This window comes from Pseudomonas sp. JDS08PS003, from assembly GCF_045013505.1.
Taxonomy (GTDB): domain Bacteria; phylum Pseudomonadota; class Gammaproteobacteria; order Pseudomonadales; family Pseudomonadaceae; genus Aquipseudomonas; species Aquipseudomonas protegens_B.
Map to the genome: position 1 here is coordinate 1,416,492 of NZ_CP120724.1, position 16,965 is coordinate 1,433,456.

Consider the following 16,965-nt stretch of genomic DNA (forward strand, 5'->3'; position numbering starts at 1 on the left):
CGCGGATTTCTTCGACCCCGGGCCCATGCCCGCGGTCGTTGGGTTAAGTGGGGTTATTGCAGCACGAAGTAATCGTAGCGCATCGACACGCTGACCTCGAAAGGCTCGGCCTGCTCGATCACTGCGGCCCGTCGTTCGGCGCTGGCGCGCCAGCCGTGGGGCGTCATGGCCAGTAGATTGGCGCGATCTTCCGGGCGTTCCAGGCGCAGCTTGAACTCCAGGGTTTCGCTGTGAGCCAGGGCCATGCCAGGCGGCACCAGGGCCAGGTGCTTGTCGTCGGTGTATTCGCGCACTTCGTCGTACAGGCGTTCACGCAGTTCCATCAGGTGGCCGCTGGTAGGACCGACTTTCATCAGGCCGCCGCCGGGGCTCAACAGGCGCTTGGCCTCCAGCCAGTCGAGGGGGCTGAAGACGCTGGCGAGAAACTGGCAGCTGGCATCGGCCAGGGGAATGCGCGCCATGCTGGCGACCATCCAGGTCAGTTGCGGGGCGCGACGGCAAGCGCGTTTCACTGCCTCCCGGGAAATATCCAGGGCGTAACCATCGGCACCGGGCAGGGACTCGGCCAGTTGCGCGGTGTAGTAACCCTCGCCACAGCCGATGTCGACCCAGCGCTGGGGCGCGCGTTCTGCCGCCAGTTCTGCCAGGCGTCTGGCCACCGGGGCGTAATGCCCGGCGTTGAGGAAATCGCGGCGGGCCTCGACCATGGCCTGGTTGTCGCCCGGGTCACGGCTGTTCTTGTGCTGCACCGGCAGCAGGTTCAGGTAACCCTGGCGAGCACGGTCGAAGCGATGCCCGGCCGGGCAGACCACGCCATTGTCCACGGCGTTCAGCGGGGCGCTGCAAAGAGGACAGGCAAGCATCAGGCAAGCAACTTGATCAGGGTCTGGTAGTAGATCTCGGTCAGCACATCCAGGTCACTGGCCAGGATGCGCTCATTGACCTGATGGATGGTGGCGTTGACCGGGCCCAACTCCACCACCTGGGTGCCCAGGGTGGCGATGAAACGCCCGTCGGAAGTGCCGCCGCTGGTGGACGCCTTAGTCTCGCGACCGGTGATCTGCTTGATGCTGGCCGAGACCGCGTCCAGCAGGGCGCCGGGTTCGGTGAGGAACGGCAGGCCGGACAGGGCCCACTCCACGTGCCAGTCCAGGCCGTGCTTGTCGAGGATCGCAGCAACCCGTTGTTGCAGGCCTTCAACGGTGGATTCGGTGGAGAAGCGGAAGTTGAACACCGCCACCAGATCACCTGGGATCACGTTGGTGGCGCCGGTGCCGGAGTTGAGGTTGGAGATCTGGAAGCTGGTGGGCGGGAAGAACGCATTGCCGTCGTCCCAGTGCTCGGCCGCCAATTCCGCCAAGGCCGGCGCCGCCAGGTGGATCGGGTTCTTGGCCAGGTGCGGGTAGGCCACGTGGCCCTGTACCCCACGCACCGTGAGCTTGGCGCCAAGGGAGCCGCGGCGGCCGTTCTTGACCACGTCGCCCACCAGGCTGGTGCTCGAAGGCTCACCGACGATGCACCAGTCCAGGCGCTCCTTGCGTGCTGCCAGACGCTCCACCACCGCCTTGGTGCCGTGGTGCGCCGGGCCTTCTTCGTCGCTGGTGATCAGGAAGGCCACCGAGCCCTTGTGGTCTGGGTAGTCGGCGACGAAACGCTCGGCGGCCACCAGCATGGCGGCCAGGCTGCCTTTCATGTCCGCCGCGCCGCGACCGCAAAGCATGCCGTGTTCGTCGATCAGGGCTTCGAACGGGTCGTTCTGCCAGGCCTGGACCGGGCCGGTGGGCACCACGTCGGTGTGGCCGGCAAAACACAGCACTGGGCCATCATGTTGGCCATGAGTGGCCCAGAAGTTGTCCACGTCCTCGATGCGCATCGGTTCCAGCTTGAAGCCGGCGTCGCCCAGGCGCTGCATCATCAGCTTCTGGCAGTCGGCGTCGATCGGCGTCACGGAAGGGCGGCGGATCAGATCACAGGCAAGTTGCAGGGTCGGCGAAAGCTCGGCATGGGCCGTCATGGGTCACTCCGGTGCAAGGCATTGTGTAGGAGCCGGCTGTGCGGCGATGGCGGTTGGGCAGAAATACCGTGGCGCTCTGTTCGCTGGCAAGCCAGCTCCTACAAGGGGTGGGCGGGGCGCGCAAAATGGCGGGTATCTTAAAGCAAAACGGCGGCCTGAGGCCGCCGTTTAGTGCTTTGGATCGATTTAGGCTGCAGGAGCCGGCTCGGGTTGTTCCGAAGGTTTTGGCAGTGACGACAGGAACGCCATGACCAGTGCCGCCACATAGGGCAGCGACTGCACCAGGAGCATGGTCACCCAGAAGCGCATGTCGTTGCTTGGTAGGCCCTTTTGTACCAGGAAGATCCCCAGTGCCGCGCCCCACAACAGCAGCATGATGAACAACTCTTCCCGTGCTTCCGAGATTGCCACCCAGAAACCGTGGTTGTCGGCGTTCTTCGGTGTGCGGAAGAACGGGATGCTGCTGGTGAAGAAGCCGTAAAGCACTGCCTTGGCAATGGTGTGGGACAAGGCCAGGCCCGCCAGGGCCGCGCAGAACGCGTCCTTGAGGTTGACCCCTACTGCTCGGCGGTAGAGGAAGATGATCTTGCCGACTTTGAACACGAACAGCGCCAGGGGCGGGATGGCGAAAATCAGCAGCGGCGGGTCGACCCGTTGCGGCACGATGATCATCGCCGCCGACCACAGCAGGGCGCCGAGGGTGAAGAAGATGTTCATGCCGTCCGCGACCCACGGTAGCCAGCCCGCGAGGAAGTGGTAACGCTGGCCACGGGTCAGCTCGGTGTCCTTGCCGCGCAGCAGGCTGGCGGTATGGCGCTTGATGATCTGGATCGCGCCGTAGGCCCAGCGGAAACGCTGCTTCTTGAAGTCGATGAAGGTATCGGGCATCAGGCCCTTGCCGTAGCTTTCGTGGTGGTACGCCGCCGACAGGCCTTTCTCGAACACCCGCAGACCCAGCTCGGCATCTTCGCAGATGCACCAGTCGGCCCAGCCCAGTTCTTCGAGCACCGAGCGCCGGGTCATGGTCATGGTGCCGTGCTGGATGATCGCGTCGCGGTCATTGCGAGTGACCATGCCGATATGGAAGAAGCCCTTGTATTCCGCATAGCAGAGCTTCTTGAAGGTGCTTTCGTTCTGGTCGCGATAGTCCTGGGGCGATTGCACGATGGCGATCTTCGGATCGGCGAAGTGCGGCACCATGTGCTTGAGCCAGTTGCGGTCGACGCAGTAGTCGGAGTCGATCACCGCGATCACTTCGGCATCCTTGGCGGTGTGCGGCAGCAGGTAGTTCAGCGCCCCGCCCTTGAAACCGGCCAATGGCGCGACGTGGAAGAACTTGAAGCGCGGGCCCAGGGTTTCGCAATAGGCCTGCACCGGCTCCCAGACCGCCGGGTCCTTGGTGTTGTTGTCGATGATCAGGACTTCGAAGTCCGGGTAATCGAGGTTGGCCAGGGCGTTGAGGGTCTGTTTGACCATCTCCGGCGGCTCGTTGTAGCAGGGCACGTGAATCGAGACTTTCGGCCGATAGTTGGAGTCGCCTTCCACCGGCAGGAACTCGCGCCGGCGCTTGTGGATCCACACCGCCTCGGCCAGTTCATGGGCTTCGGTGAGCAGTACGATAAATACCCCCAGCGCGCCGAGGGCCAGCAGGAAGCCCACCGTCAGGCTGAACCAGGTGCTGTATTGCTGGCTGTAGTCGTAGCCGATCCATACCAGCACCGAGCCGCAAAGGAAGGCGATGAAGGTCAGGAAGGTCCGGCCACGCTGGCGCAGGGCCGAGCCGTCGATCATCAGCAGGGTCAGAGACAGCAGCGCCAGCACCACCGAACCGATAGCCAGCACCCGCCATTGCGGGATCGCCACCACTGGGCCTTCGAAGTTGAACTTCTGCTGGCGCGCGGCGTTGAACACGCCCCAATAGGCGCCTACCGAACCTTCGTCACTGGCCTTCCACGGCTGGTCGAAGGCTTCGATGACGAAGTAGTTGTAGCCCTGGCGGTTGAGCTTGTTGACCAGGGTGCGCAGGTAGATCGCCTGGTCTGCCGGGCTGGCGTCAGCCCCACCGCGCATGCGGCCGTTGCTCGGCCAGCCCACTTCGGACAGCAGCAGCGGTTTTTTTGGAAACATCTTCTTCAGGTCACGGGCGCGGTCGAGGACGAACTGTCCGGCCTTGTCCACCGGGATGAACTCCCAGTAGGGCAGGATGTGCGCGGCGATCAGGTCGACGTGCTTGGCCAGTTCCGGGTGTTCTTCCCAGACGTGCCACTGCTCAGAAGTGGTGACCGGGACTTTCACCGCGGCGCGGACCCGGTCGAGAAGCACCGACAACTGGTCGGCGGTGATTTCCTTGCGGAAGATCGCTTCGTTGCCCACCACTACGCGGACTACGCTGCGGGAGCTGTTGGCCAGCTCGATGGCGCGCATGATTTCCCGCTCGTTGCGCTCCAGGTCCGGGCTGATCCAGATCCCCAGGGTTACCCGCAGGCCGAACTCTTCCGCCAGCTTGGGAATGTCTTGCAGGCTGCCGTCCACCGAATAGGTACGGATGTTGTCGGTCAGCTTGCTCATGATCTCCAGGTCGCGACGCATTTCATCGTCGGACGGGAACTGGTCCTTCTGCGGGAACTGGCCCTGCTGGAAAGGCGAGTAGGAAAAACCGGAGATCTGTTCCGGCCAGTCGGGGGCCGAGACCGGGCGATTGATCAGCGCCCAGAAACCGGTGAACAGGGCGGCAATGGCCAGCACTATCACCAGATTGAGTCCAAATTTACGCGATGACATAGCTATTTCGGGTTCCAAAAGGTGTGGAACGAGGGAAGGGTTGGCAGGCGCCAAACGGCGGGCATCCTACACCGGCCCTCAACTGAGCGTACAGCGCACAGAGGAAAGCCAGACCTTGGGCACTGTATTCGGGTTTAAGTTCTTTACTTGTAGCTTCAAGGTTAAAACTTGTCGCCTTGAGGCCCTATAATGCGCGCCGGTTTTTTAGGTGATGGTCATGAGTACAGAAGATCCACGGTTTGCCGGCGTCGCCCGTTTGTATGGCATTGAAGGTCTGGAGCGGCTGCGGGCGGCCCATGTGGCGATCGTCGGGGTCGGCGGGGTCGGTTCCTGGGCGGCGGAAGCCATCGCCCGTTGCGGGGTGGGTGAAATTTCGCTGTTCGACCTCGACGATGTCTGCGTCAGCAACAGCAACCGGCAACTGCATGCCCTGGACAGCACCGTGGGCAAGCCCAAGGTCGAAGTCATGGCCGAGCGCCTGCGGGGCATCAACCCGGACTGCCGCGTGCACGCGGTGGCGGATTTCGTCACCCGGGACACCATGGCCGAGTACATCACCCCGGACATTGATTGCGTGATCGACTGCATCGACAGCGTGAATGCCAAGGCGGCGCTGATCGCCTGGTGCAAGCGGCGCAAGATCCAGATCATCACCACCGGCGGCGCCGGCGGGCAGATCGACCCGACCCTGATTCAGGTCTGCGACCTGAACCGCACCTTCAACGACCCATTGGCCTCCAAAGTGCGTTCCACCCTGCGTCGTGACTACGGTTTCTCGCGTACCGTGACCCGGCATTACAGCGTGCCCTGCGTGTTTTCCACCGAGCAGCTGCGTTATCCGAAGCCGGACGGCAGCATCTGCCTGCAAAAGAGTTTTGTCGGCGATGGGGTCAAGCTCGACTGCGCCGGTGGCTTTGGCGCGGTGATGATGGTCACCGCGACCTTCGGCATGGTGGCGGCGACCAAGGCGGTAGACAAGATCGTTGCCGGCGTGCGCCGCCCATCTGAACGCAGCAAGCCCGGCGCATAAGGCCGGATTGCACAGACGCTGGTTGTTGTAGGAGCTGGCTTGCCAGCGAAAGGGAACCAGAGGGCGATGCTCGGCTTGAGGCCCTGTTCGCCGGCAAGCCGGCTCCTGCGGTGCAGAGGGTGGGCGGCTCCTATAGAGCCAGTTCGCCCATGCGCTGCAGTACGGCATTCAAGCCGTTGCTGCGCGATGGCGAGAGTTGACGTGACAGGCCCAACTGGTTGAACCAGTCGGCCAGGTCCACTTCCTGCAACTGCTGCGCCGTCAGGCCATTGACCCGGGCCAGCAGCAAGGCCACCAAACCGCGAATCAGCCGCGCGTCGCTGGCGGCGGCGAACTGCCAGCGCCCCTCATGCAGGCTTGCCACCAGCCAGACCTGGCTCTCACAACCCAGCACCCGATTGGCTTCGATCTTGTCCGCTTCGTCCAGGGCCGGCAGGCGCTCGCCCCATTGCATCAGCAAGCGCGCACGCTGCTCCCAGCCTGGGGCTTGCTGAAAGACCTCCAGGGCGGCAACGGCATCGTCCGGCAGGCTCATCGCAGCAGTTCCAAGGCCTGATCCAGAGCCTCGAAGAAGCGCTCCAGGTCCTCGGAATCGTTGTACAGCGCCAGGGATACGCGAATCGCCCCGGCGAGGCCGAAGCTCTTCATCAGCGGCATGGCGCAATGGTGACCGGCACGTACGGCAATGCCCTGTTCGGTCAGCAGGTGCGCCAGGTCGGCGTTGTGCACGCCGTCCACGACGAAGCTGACCAGAGCCAGTTGCGGCGTGCCCAGCAGGCGGATGCCGTTGCGTGCCTGCAAGCCCTGCAACAGATAGGCGTGCAGCGCGGCTTCATGTGCGGTGACTGCTTGCTGATCCAGGGCGCCAAGATAGTCCAAGGTAGCCCCCAAGCCGATAACCCCGGCAATTGGTGGTGTACCGGCCTCGAACCCCAGGGGCGCCGGGCGAAAGCTGGCGTGCTGGTAGTCGGCGTCCTGGACCATTTCTCCGCCGAACTGCCAATGACGCAGGCGCTTGAGCGCGGCATGGCGGCCGAACAGCACGCCGACGCCGTCCGGACCATAGAGTTTATGGCTGGAGAATACATAGAAGTCGCAGCCCAGGGCCTGCACATCGTGACGGCCATGAACCACGCCCTGGGCGCCGTCGATCACCGTCAGTGCGCCCTGGGCCTTGGCCATGGCCAGCAGTGGCGTCAAGGGTTGCCAGGCGCCAAGCACATTGGACAACTGGCTCACCGCCAGCAGGCGAGTGCGCGGGCCAATCAGGCGGCTTGCCGCATCGATGTCGATCAGACCGTCGGCATCCAGGGGCAGGATCAGCAGCTTGAGATCGCGACGTTGGGCCAACTGTTGCCAGGGCAGCAGGTTGGCATGGTGTTCAAGGGCGCTGATGACGATCTCATCGCCGCTTTCAAATTGATGCTCCAGGCCATAAGCCAGGAGGTTCAGCGCGCAAGTGGCGCCGTGGGTGAAGACGATCTGCCCGCTGTCACCGGCATTCAGCCATTGGCCGACCTTGCGGCGACTGTCCTCGAAAGCCTGGGTAGCGTGGGCACCGGGCAGGTGCTGCGCGCGATGCACGTTGGCCGCGCCATTGGCGTAGTAGTGGGCCAGGGCGTCCAGCAGGGCTTGGGGTTTTTGCGTGGTGGCGGCGTTGTCCAGGTACGTCTGGTCCTGGCGATGCAGGGCGGCGATGGCCGGGAAGTCGGCGCGCCAGGGGGAGGGTACAAGCATGGTGGCAGAACTCGTTTGAACAGGCCGGGCGCCGATGATAAGCGCCCGGCCGGTTCCAGTGAAACCGAATCGCTGCTTAGTTGTGAGCGTGCAGCGCTTCGTTCAGCTCGATGGCCGACTTGTGGGTCTTGCACTCCACGGCGCCGGTTTCCGAGTTGCGACGGAACAGCAGGTCCGGCTGGCCGGCCAATTCACGGGCCTTGAGCACTTTGACCAACTGGTTGTTCTCGTCCAGCAGCGCCACCTTGGTGCCGGCGGTCACGTACAGGCCCGACTCCACGGTGTTGCGGTCGCCCAACGGAATGCCGATACCGGCGTTGGCGCCGATCAGGCAGCCTTCGCCGACCTTGATCACGATGTTGCCGCCACCCGACAGGGTGCCCATGGTGGAGCAACCGCCGCCCAGGTCCGAACCTTTGCCGACGAACACGCCAGCCGATACGCGGCCTTCGATCATGCCCGGGCCTTCGGTGCCAGCGTTGAAGTTGACGAAGCCTTCGTGCATGACGGTGGTGCCTTCGCCGATGTAGGCGCCCAGGCGGATCCGCGCGCTGTCAGCGATACGCACGCCGCTCGGCACCACGTAGTCGGTCATTTTCGGGAACTTGTCCACGGAGAACACTTCCAGCAGCTCGCCGCGCAGGCGCGCTTCCAGTTGGCGCTCGGCCAACTCGCCCAGATCGATCGCGCCCTGGCTGGTCCAGGCCACGTTCGGCAGCAGCGGGAACACCCCAGCCAGGCTCAGGCCGTGCGGCTTGACCAGACGGTGGGACAGCAGATGCAGCTTCAGGTAGGCCTCTGGAGTGGAGGTCAGCTGGGCGTCTTCGGCCAGCAGGGTGGCGACCAGCGGCTTGTGGCTTTCGGCCAGGCGGGTCAGCAGGGCTGCCTGGGTGGCGTCGATGCTCTTCAGCGCGTCGGCCATTTGCGCGGCCTGGGCAGTGGTGAAGGTGATGGCCTGGTTGCCTTCGCTGTAACCGAGGATCGGTGCGACAGCGGCAACGATTTCGGCGGCAGGGTTGAGCAGTGGCGATGCGTAGAACACTTCCAGCCAGGCGCCTTGACGATTTTGGGTGCCGACACCGAATGCCAGGCTGAACAGAGTAGTGGACATGCAGTTACCTCTTGCGAAATAGAGTGAGCAGGCTTACTTGAGCGCCGCTGCGTAAAGGTCTGGCTTGAAGCCAACCAGGGTCTTGTCTCCGAGGTCGAGCACCGGGCGCTTGATCATCGAAGGTTGCGCGAGCATCAGTTCAACGGCTTTCGCCTGGTCGAGATCGGCTTTGCTTTCGTCATCGAGTTTGCGAAAGGTCGTGCCCGCGCGGTTCAACACCACCTGCCAGCCGTGCTCGTCGCACCACTGATTCAGGTGCTCACGGTCAATGCCGGAGGTTTTGTAATCATGGAAGTCATAGCTGACAGCGTGTTCATCGAGCCAGGTGCGCGCCTTTTTCATGGTGTCACAGGCTTTGATGCCGAAAAGGTGCAACGTTTTGCTTGAAGCGGTCAAGGAATTGCCCCCTTTGGAGATGCTGGAGATGAAAGGTCACGGATTATGCCACGACCGCAGCGCTTCGGCGTCGGCCTGAAATCGGCTTTGTCGCAGGTTGTTGCACAGCAGATCATGGGGGTTGCGACTTTTGTGCAGCGGTCAGTACCGAGTTTAAGCGGCTAATATGGCACTTCGTCGGCGATTCTCAGCTGAGATGAGTACGATTTTTCTTGTTGAGCCTTGGATTTTCGCTTTATGCAAACTGCCTATACCGTCCTCATCCTGCTGATGCTGGTGAGCCTCTCGCGATTGGTCGGACGGGTGATTCCGCTGCCCTTGCCTCTGGTACAGATTGCCGCCGGCGCCTTGCTGGCTTGGCCGACCCTGGGTTTGCACGTGGCTCTGGACCCGGAACTGTTCCTTTTCCTGTTCCTGCCACCCCTGTTGTTTTCCGACGGTTGGCGCATGCCCAAGCGCGAGTTCTGGCGCTTGCGAGGCCCGATCCTGACCCTGGCGGTGGGCCTGGTGCTGTTCACCGTGGTCGGTGCCGGGTATTTCATTCACTGGCTGCTGCCGACCATCCCGTTGCCGGTGGCTTTCGCCCTGGCCGCGGTGCTGTCGCCCACCGACGCTGTAGCGGTGTCGGCCATCTCCCAGAACCGCCTGCCAACCCCGCTGATGCACATGCTCCAGGGCGAGGCCCTGATGAACGATGCCTCGGGCCTGGTGACTTTCAAGTTCGCCCTGGTGGCCGCCGTTACCGGAGTGTTTTCTCTGGCCAATGCCAGCCTGACCTTTGTGCTGGTGGCGGTGGGTGGCTTGGCGGTCGGTGTGGCCCTGAGCTGGCTGGTCGGGCGCCTGCGGGCCTGGATGATCGCCCGAGGCTGGGACGATCCGGCGACCCATGTGGTGTTCATGTTGCTATTGCCGTTTGCGGCTTATGTGCTGGCCGAGCGCCTGGGGGCCTCGGGCATTCTCTCGGCGGTGGCGGCGGGAATGATGCAGAGCTGGCTCGACCTGCTGCCGCGCCAGACCAGCACCCGACTGCTCAATCGCAGCGTCTGGTCGCTTCTGGAGTTCGCCTTCAATGGCCTGATCTTTCTACTGTTGGGGCTGCAGTTGCCTGACATCATCAAGGCTGTGGTCAGCCATGAGACTTCGCTCTGGCCGACCCTGTTCTATCGCTGCCTGGATGTGATGGCGATCTTCCTGGTGCTGTTGGTGTTGCGCTTTATCTGGGTGCAGAGCATCTGGCGTCTGTCCGGGCTGCTGCGGCGCTGGCGCGGCAAGGGCGAGCTGACCCTGGTGCCCACGGCGCGCTCCTGCTGGTTGCTGACTGTGGGTGGGGTACGTGGGGCGGTGACCTTGGCCGGTGTGATGTCGGTGCCCTTGTTCCTGGGCGTCGGGGAGGCATTTCCCGAGCGTGACCTGCTGATCTTTATCGCCGCCGGAGTGATTCTGCTGTCCCTGGTGGCGGCCTGCATTGCCCTGCCGCTGCTGTTGCGCGGTATCGTCAAAAGCCCGGACGACAAACGCCGTGGGGAAGTCCGCGATGCTTGGCGCAAGACCGCCGAGGCGGCGATCCATGCCCTGGAAGCCGAGGAAGTGGCTGAAACCAATGAGGCCCCCGATGCGGCCCAGGCGGCACTGGCCACCGAGCTCAAGGGCCGTTTGATGGCTGAGTACCGGCATCAGTTGGAGGTCTACAACGATTCCGCGGAGGCTCAGGCCCTGGCATTGCAGATGGACTTGCTGGAACGGCGCCTGCGGCTCAAGGCCCTGCGGGCGCAACGGCTGGAGTTGTACCGCCTGAGCCGACATCACCAGATCGGTGACGATGTACTGCGCGAGGTGTTGGCGGACCTGGATTTGAGCGAGGCGAATCTGGGGCAGGTGAAGTGAGCGAATAACGCTTTCGCCGGCCAGCCGGCTCCTACCAGGAGGGGGTAGGAGCCGGCTGGCCGGCGAAGGGTCTCAAGCGCGACGCAGAACGAAATCGCGAATCCGTTCCGCTGCTTCCACGCACTCCGCCAGCGGCGCGACCAGCGCCATGCGCACACGCCCAGCGCCTGGGTTAGTACCGTCCACATCCCGCGACAGGTAGGAACCCGGGACCACGGTCACGTGCTCTTGCTCGAACAGGTCGCGGCAGAAGGCAGCGTCATCCCCGGCCACGTTCGGCCACAGATAGAAGCTGCCATCCGGGCGCTGTACGTCCATCACGGGCGAGAGAATCGCCAGCACTGCATCGAACTTTTCGCGGTACAGGGCGCGGTTGGCGCGTACGTGTACTTCATCGTTCCAGGCAGCGACGCTGGCCAACTGGGTCTGCACCGGCATGGCGCAGCCGTGGTAGGTGCGGTACAGCAGGAAACCCTTGAGGATGTCCGCGTCGCCGGCGACGAAACCGGAGCGCAGGCCCGGCAGGTTGGAGCGCTTGGACAGGCTGTGGAACACCACGCAGCGCTTGAAGTCCTTGCGGCCCAGCTCGACGCAGGCGCTGAGCAGGCCCGGCGGCGGGGTCTGTTCGTCGAAGTACAGCTCGCTGTAGCACTCGTCGGCGGCAATCACGAAGTCGTGCTCATCGGCCAGGGCGATCAGTTTCTTCAGGGTGTCCAGCGGGATCAGCGCGCCGGTGGGGTTGCCTGGGGAGCACAGGAAGAGGATCTGGCAGCGCTGCCAGATTTCGGCCGGCACGGCGTCGAAGTCCGGGTTGAAGCCGTTTTCGTCGAGGCACGGCAGGTAGTGCGGCTTGGCCCCGGCGAGGAAGGCTGCGCCTTCGTAGATCTGATAGAAGGGGTTGGGGCTGACCACCAGCGCGTCGTCGCCGCGGTTGACCACGGTCTGGGTGAAGGCGAACAGCGCTTCGCGGGTGCCGTTGACCGGCAGGACGTTACGCGTCGGGTCAATCCAGCCGGTCGGCACGCCGAAGCGTCGCTCGCACCAGCCGCCGATGGCTTCACGCAGGACGGGGATGCCCAGGGTGGTGGGGTAGACCGCCATCTGGTCGAGATTGCTGGCCAGGGCCTCGGCGACAAAGCTGGGCGAGCGATGTTTGGGTTCGCCGATGGACAGGGCGATGGGGCGCTTGTCCGGATTGGGGGTCACTGTGCCGAGCAAGGCGCGCAGCTTTTCGAACGGGTAGGGTTGCAGCTGGTTCAGAGCGTTGTTCATTGGTGCGTTTTCTCACTCAAAGCGGCGGTTCAGACCTGTCAGATGCTCAGGCGGGTCATTTCGATAGTCGGTTCGTGGCTGACACTCAACTGTTCGACGATCGCATCCTGCAAGCGGCTGCACAGCTGTGGGTCGGAAAGAGGCTGGTTGTGTGCATCGGTAATGAAGAACACGTCTTCCACGCGCTCGCCCAAGGTGGCGATCTTGGCGTTTTGCAGCGACAGGTCGAACTCCAGGAAGATCTTGCCGATCCGCGCCAGCAGGCCCGGACGATCCGGGGCGCTGAGCTCCAGCACGGTGACCGGGCGCTGGGCGTCGTTGTGGATGGTCACCTCAGGGGCGAAGGCAAAATGCTTGAGCTGGCGCGGCACCCGGCGCTGGATGATGGTCGGGTAGTCGTCGGGGTTGCGCAGGGCGTCGGTCAGTCCCTTGCGGATCTGCTCGACCCGCTGCGGGTTGTTGCCGATGGACTCGCCGTCGTTGTCCAGGACGATGTAGGTGTCGAGGGTGAACTGGCTGCTGGAGGTAATGATGCGCGCGTCATGGATGTTCAGGTTGAGCTGGTCCATGGCGGCCACGGTCACGGCGAAGAAGTCGTGCTGGTCCGGGGCGTAGATGAAGATCTGGGTGCCACCCTCGAACTCGCGCTGGGTGATTTCCTTGATTAGCACCAGCGGCCCGCCATCGGCCGGTTGCTGGAGGATCGCGTCGCTATGCCAGGCCACATCGCCGGCGGTGTGACGCAGGAAGTAGTCGTCTCCCAGTTGCGACCAGAGCTGCTCGACTTCGTCCGGATCGGTGCCGTTGCGCACCAGGATGTCCAGGGCGGCGCTTTGGGTCTGACGGATCTGCTCTTCGCGGTCCACCGGGTTTTCCAGGCCGCGCCGCAGGGCGCGCTTGGTTTCGGTGTAGAGCTGGCGCAACAGGCTGGCGCGCCAGGAGTTCCACAGGGTCGGGTTGGTGGCGTAGATGTCGGCGACCGTGAGTACGTAGAGGTAGTCGAGGCGGGTCTGGTCGACCACGCTCTGGGCGAAGTCGTGGATCACCTGCGGGTCGGACAGGTCCTTGCGCTGGGCGGTGGTGGACATCACCAGGTGGTTCTGCACCAGCCAGACGATCAACCGGGTGTCCCAGAGAGGCAGCTGGTGGCGCACGCAGAAGGCTTCGGCATCCACTGCACCGATTTCCGAGTGGTCACCGTGGCGGCCCTTGCCGATGTCGTGGTACAGGCCGGCCAGATAGATCAGCTCGGGCTTGGGCAGCTTGCCCATGAGCTTGCTGGCCAGCGGGAATTTCTCGGAGATCGGCGTGTACTGCATCTTGCGCAGGTGCTTGATCAGATTCAGCGTGTGGGCGTCCACCGTATAGATGTGGAACAGATCGTGCTGCATCTGCCCGACGATGAAGCCGAATTCCGGCAGGTAACGCCCGAGGATGCCGTAGCGGTTCATCCGTCGCAGGTTCCTGTGAATCCCGATCTCGCATTTGAACAGTTCGATGAACAGGCTGGTGTTGCGGATATCGTGACGAAAATCGTCGTCGATCAGGTGCCGGTGTTCCCGCAGCAGGCGGATGGTGTCGGCCCGTACGCCCTTGATTTCCGGGTGCTGGGCCATCAGCACAAAGATTTCCAGCATGGCGAACGGCGTGCGCTTGAATACGTTGTCGTTGATCGCCTCGATGTAGCCGTCGTGCAGTTGGAAGCGGGCGTTGATCGGCTGCGGCGCAGCTTCGTCCTCGGGGGCGAGGATCACTTCTTCGAAGTGCTGGATGATCAGGTCGCTCAGCTGGGCGATGCTCATCACCACCCGGTAGTACTGCTGCATGAAGCTTTCGATGGATTGCTTGGCGTCTTCACCGCTGAAGCCCAGCAGTTCGGCGATGGAGCGCTGGTGGTCCAGCAGCAGGCGGTCTTCGGCGCGGCCGGCGAGCATGTGCAGGGCGTAGCGGACCTTCCACAGGAACTCTTGGGAGGAGGCCAGCAAGGCGTTCTCGCTTTCCACCAGGAAGCCTTCGCCGGCCAGGGCTCGCAGGTTCAGGGTCCCGTACTGACGGCGGGCGACCCAGAGAATGGTCTGGATATCCCGCAGGCCGCCGGGGGAGCCTTTGACGTTTGGCTCCAGGTTGTATTCGGTGTCGTTGTACTTGTGGTGGCGGGCTTTCTGCTCGGTGTGCTTGGCCAGGAAGAAGTCCTTGCTCGGCCACATATGTGCGGTGCTGGTGACGTCCAGCATGCGCTGGCGCAGGTGCTCGGGGCCGGCAATGGTGCGGCTTTCCATCAGGTTGGTGATTACCGTCAGGTCGGCCCGGGCCTCTTCGGCGCATTCGTCCACCGAACGCACGCTTTGCCCGACTTCCAGGCCAATGTCCCAGAGGAGGGTAAGAAAGCGTTCGATGGAGTCGCGAAAGATCTCGTGATCGGCACTGTCCAGAAGGATCAGCAGGTCGATATCGGAATAGGGGTGAAGCTCGCCGCGGCCGTAGCCGCCGACCGCCACCAGGGCAATGTCGGCGTCTTCGCTCCAGCTGAACTGGTCCCAGGCCTTTTGCAGGATGTTATCGATGAACCAGGCGCGGTCTTCGATCAGCCGACGGATTTCCCGTCCGCTGCGAAAGCGGTTGTCGAGCACTTCTCGTGCCTGACGGATGGCTTTCTTGAAAGCGGCGATGGGGCTGGCCTTCAGTGCCAGTTCCGCCTGGAACTGGCCACGGTCGAAGAGTTCGGGGTCCACCTGCGGCATCGATTGGCTTTCCTGTCTATCTATAAGGTCGGGATGCGGCGTTGTGGATCAGGCAGACACCCGGGCGATGGTGTCATCGCTGCGCAGGGTGAAGATCTCATAGCCGGTTTCGGTGACCAGCAGGGTGTGCTCCCACTGTGCCGAGAGCTTGCGGTCCTTGGTGATGGCGGTCCAGCCGTCGCCCAGTACCTTGGTGTCGGCCTTGCCCTGGTTGATCATCGGCTCGATGGTGAAGGTCATGCCGGCCTTGAGTTCCATGCCGGTGCCCGCGCGACCGTAGTGCAGGATCTGCGGCTCTTCGTGGAACACCTTGCCGATGCCGTGGCCGCAGAACTCGCGAACCACCGAGAAGCCGTTCTTTTCCGCGTGTTTCTGGATCACTTCGCCGATGTCGCCCAGGCGGCAGCCCGGTTTCACCAGTTCGATGGCTTTGTACATGCATTCCTGGGTGATCTGCGACAGCCGCTCGGCCCAGACCGGGACGGTGCCGACGTGGAACATGCGGCTGGTGTCACCGTGGTAGCCGTCCTTGATGACGGTGACGTCGATGTTCAGGGTGTCGCCATCCTTCAGCGGCTTCTCGTTGGGAATGCCGTGGCACACCACATGATTGATCGAGGTGCAGATGGACTTGGGGAAGCCCTTGTAGTTCAGCGGTGCCGGGATCGCACCCTGCACATTGACGATGTAGTCATGGCAGATGCGGTCCAGTTCTTCGGTGGTGACACCGGGTTTGACATGCTCGGCAATCATTTCCAGGACTTCGGCGGCCAGTTTGCCGGCGACACGCATTTTGGCGATGTCCTCGGGAGTTTTGAGGGTGACGGTCATACAGGCTCTCTTGACGCTCAATGGCGCGGTAAACACGGAATGGCTTGAAAACCTGCCCCTGCAAGGCTGGAACCGGGATGGAACCGGTGAGGTTTTCAGAAGCCGCAAAGGTGCGATTCTAACAGAGGCTCAGCGCAAATCTGAGGTTCTGCTGGCGCTTGTCTCTATACAATGGTGCATTCTGGGCTGAATCCAAGAGCAGGGCAAAAACTGCACGGAGCGGAGGATGTGAATCCGGGTTCCGTTTTGGCCCACGCTGTGGTATAAAATGCGCCGCTTTCCGGGGATGTCCCGAAAAGCTCAAACCCACACACGTGTCGACACGATGACCTGGGTGCCCTCAGCACATGCTGTTGGTTGGTCATTGGGATACGTGGAGGCCTAACCCGACTTATTAAGGAACTATCATGTCCCAAGTCAACATGCGCGATATGCTGAAGGCCGGTGTGCACTTCGGTCACCAAACTCGTTACTGGAACCCGAAAATGGGTAAGTACATTTTCGGTGCGCGCAACAAGATTCACATCATCAACCTTGAAAAAACCCTGCCAATGTTCAACGAAGCTCTGACTTTCGTAGAGCGTCTGGCCCAGGGCAAAAACAAGATTCTGTTCGTCGGCACCAAGCGTTCCGCTGGCAAGATCGTTGCTGAAGAAGCAGCACGTTGCGGTTCGCCGTACGTCGATCACCGCTGGTTGGGCGGCATGCTGACCAACTACAAAACCATCCGTGCTTCCATCAAGCGTCTGCGTGACCTTGAAGTGCAAGCAGAAGACGGCACCTTCGCCAAGCTGACCAAGAAAGAGGCGCTGATGCGCACTCGCGATCTGGAAAAGCTGGATCGTTCCCTGGGTGGTATCAAGGACATGGGCGGCCTGCCTGACGCACTGTTCGTGATCGACGTTGACCACGAGCGCATCGCGATCACCGAAGCCAACAAGCTGGGCATCCCGGTCATCGGCGTTGTCGATACCAACAGCAGCCCGGAAGGCGTTGACTACATCATTCCAGGCAACGATGACGCCATTCGCGCCATCCAGCTGTACATGGGTTCGATGGCTGACGCTGTGATCCGTGGTCGCAACAACGTTGCTGGCGGCACCGAAGTGTTCGAAGAAGCTGCAGCACCGGCGGCTGAAGCCTGAGTAACTGACGCTTAGCGTTTACT

13 protein-coding genes are annotated in these 16,965 nt (G+C 62.6%); 3 read left to right on the forward strand and 10 right to left on the reverse strand.

The window, feature by feature from the left end; all coding sequences use genetic code 11:
- Positions 1–53 precede the first annotated feature (53 nt).
- From P7C00_RS06370 to P7C00_RS06380, 3 genes are all read right to left on the reverse strand, one after another.
- Positions 54–863 (reverse strand): putative RNA methyltransferase, encoded by an 810-nt coding sequence (locus P7C00_RS06370; protein WP_404938325.1) that lies wholly within the window; start codon positions 861–863, stop codon positions 54–56.
- Positions 863–2,014 (reverse strand): succinyl-diaminopimelate desuccinylase, encoded by a 1,152-nt coding sequence (dapE, locus tag P7C00_RS06375; protein ID WP_404938326.1) that lies wholly within the window; start codon positions 2,012–2,014, stop codon positions 863–865. The genes P7C00_RS06370 and dapE overlap by 1 nt, the downstream gene beginning before the upstream one ends.
- Before the next feature lie 186 nt (positions 2,015–2,200).
- Entirely contained in the window at positions 2,201–4,795 is a 2,595-nt protein-coding gene (locus tag P7C00_RS06380; RefSeq protein ID WP_346633438.1) for a glycosyltransferase, read from the reverse strand.
- Between the two features lie 217 nt (positions 4,796–5,012).
- Here P7C00_RS06380 and tcdA point away from each other — a divergent pair, with 217 nt between their 5' ends.
- Complete coding sequence (gene tcdA / locus P7C00_RS06385; RefSeq protein ID WP_404938327.1) at positions 5,013–5,825, forward strand: tRNA cyclic N6-threonylcarbamoyladenosine(37) synthase TcdA; 813 nt, start codon at positions 5,013–5,015, stop codon at positions 5,823–5,825.
- A gap of 130 nt (positions 5,826–5,955) precedes the next feature.
- Here the strand turns inward: tcdA and P7C00_RS06390 are convergent, their stop codons facing one another.
- From P7C00_RS06390 to P7C00_RS06405, 4 genes are all read right to left on the reverse strand, one after another.
- Positions 5,956–6,360, reverse strand: a complete 405-nt coding sequence (locus tag P7C00_RS06390) for a SufE family protein (protein ID WP_404938329.1) — start codon at positions 6,358–6,360, stop codon at positions 5,956–5,958.
- On the reverse strand, positions 6,357–7,562 hold the full coding sequence (locus P7C00_RS06395) for a cysteine desulfurase (RefSeq protein WP_346633436.1): 1,206 nt from the start codon (positions 7,560–7,562) through the stop codon (positions 6,357–6,359). The genes P7C00_RS06390 and P7C00_RS06395 overlap by 4 nt, the downstream gene beginning before the upstream one ends.
- Positions 7,563–7,638: 76 nt before the next feature.
- Entirely contained in the window at positions 7,639–8,673 is a 1,035-nt protein-coding gene (gene dapD, locus P7C00_RS06400; protein ID WP_015634328.1) for a 2,3,4,5-tetrahydropyridine-2,6-dicarboxylate N-succinyltransferase, read from the reverse strand.
- A gap of 33 nt (positions 8,674–8,706) precedes the next feature.
- A complete protein-coding gene (locus tag P7C00_RS06405; protein ID WP_404939923.1) occupies positions 8,707–9,015 on the reverse strand; it encodes an arsenate reductase in 309 nt (102 codons plus the stop codon).
- A 291-nt stretch (positions 9,016–9,306) separates the two neighbouring features.
- On the opposite strand from P7C00_RS06405, the gene P7C00_RS06410 reads away from it, so the two are divergent.
- Positions 9,307–10,953 (forward strand): Na+/H+ antiporter, encoded by a 1,647-nt coding sequence (locus P7C00_RS06410; protein ID WP_404938331.1) that lies wholly within the window; start codon positions 9,307–9,309, stop codon positions 10,951–10,953.
- A 72-nt stretch (positions 10,954–11,025) separates the two neighbouring features.
- Here the strand turns inward: P7C00_RS06410 and dapC are convergent, their stop codons facing one another.
- From dapC to map, 3 genes are read right to left on the reverse strand one after another with little or no spacing between them, the layout of a single operon-like run.
- Positions 11,026–12,225 carry a succinyldiaminopimelate transaminase gene (dapC, locus tag P7C00_RS06415; protein ID WP_404938333.1) on the reverse strand — a complete coding sequence of 400 codons (1,200 nt, stop codon included), beginning with the start codon at positions 12,223–12,225 and terminating at the stop codon, positions 11,026–11,028.
- Between the two features lie 38 nt (positions 12,226–12,263).
- Entirely contained in the window at positions 12,264–14,966 is a 2,703-nt protein-coding gene (locus P7C00_RS06420; protein ID WP_404938335.1) for a [protein-PII] uridylyltransferase, read from the reverse strand.
- 48 nt (positions 14,967–15,014) lie between these two features.
- The gene (gene map / locus P7C00_RS06425) at positions 15,015–15,797 is read right to left on the reverse strand and encodes a type I methionyl aminopeptidase (protein ID WP_068580424.1); all 783 of its coding nucleotides are present in this window, start codon (positions 15,795–15,797) and stop codon (positions 15,015–15,017) included.
- A 407-nt stretch (positions 15,798–16,204) separates the two neighbouring features.
- Here map and rpsB point away from each other — a divergent pair, with 407 nt between their 5' ends.
- On the forward strand, positions 16,205–16,942 hold the full coding sequence (gene rpsB / locus P7C00_RS06430) for a 30S ribosomal protein S2 (protein ID WP_011059524.1): 738 nt from the start codon (positions 16,205–16,207) through the stop codon (positions 16,940–16,942).
- Positions 16,943–16,965 lie beyond the last annotated feature (23 nt).

Coding starts and splice junctions, on each gene's coding strand:
- P7C00_RS06370 (WP_404938325.1), bottom strand. CDS start 863: ATGCTTGCCTGTCCTCTTTGCAGCGCCCCGCTGAACGCCGTGGACAAT.
- dapE (WP_404938326.1), bottom strand. CDS start 2,014: ATGACGGCCCATGCCGAGCTTTCGCCGACCCTGCAACTTGCCTGTGAT.
- P7C00_RS06380 (WP_346633438.1), bottom strand. CDS start 4,795: ATGTCATCGCGTAAATTTGGACTCAATCTGGTGATAGTGCTGGCCATT.
- tcdA (WP_404938327.1), top strand. CDS start 5,013: ATGAGTACAGAAGATCCACGGTTTGCCGGCGTCGCCCGTTTGTATGGC.
- P7C00_RS06390 (WP_404938329.1), bottom strand. CDS start 6,360: ATGAGCCTGCCGGACGATGCCGTTGCCGCCCTGGAGGTCTTTCAGCAA.
- P7C00_RS06395 (WP_346633436.1), bottom strand. CDS start 7,562: ATGCTTGTACCCTCCCCCTGGCGCGCCGACTTCCCGGCCATCGCCGCC.
- dapD (WP_015634328.1), bottom strand. CDS start 8,673: ATGTCCACTACTCTGTTCAGCCTGGCATTCGGTGTCGGCACCCAAAAT.
- P7C00_RS06405 (WP_404939923.1), bottom strand. CDS start 9,015: ATGAAAAAGGCGCGCACCTGGCTCGATGAACACGCTGTCAGCTATGAC.
- P7C00_RS06410 (WP_404938331.1), top strand. CDS start 9,307: ATGCAAACTGCCTATACCGTCCTCATCCTGCTGATGCTGGTGAGCCTC.
- dapC (WP_404938333.1), bottom strand. CDS start 12,225: ATGAACAACGCTCTGAACCAGCTGCAACCCTACCCGTTCGAAAAGCTG.
- P7C00_RS06420 (WP_404938335.1), bottom strand. CDS start 14,966: ATGCCGCAGGTGGACCCCGAACTCTTCGACCGTGGCCAGTTCCAGGCG.
- map (WP_068580424.1), bottom strand. CDS start 15,797: ATGACCGTCACCCTCAAAACTCCCGAGGACATCGCCAAAATGCGTGTC.
- rpsB (WP_011059524.1), top strand. CDS start 16,205: ATGTCCCAAGTCAACATGCGCGATATGCTGAAGGCCGGTGTGCACTTC.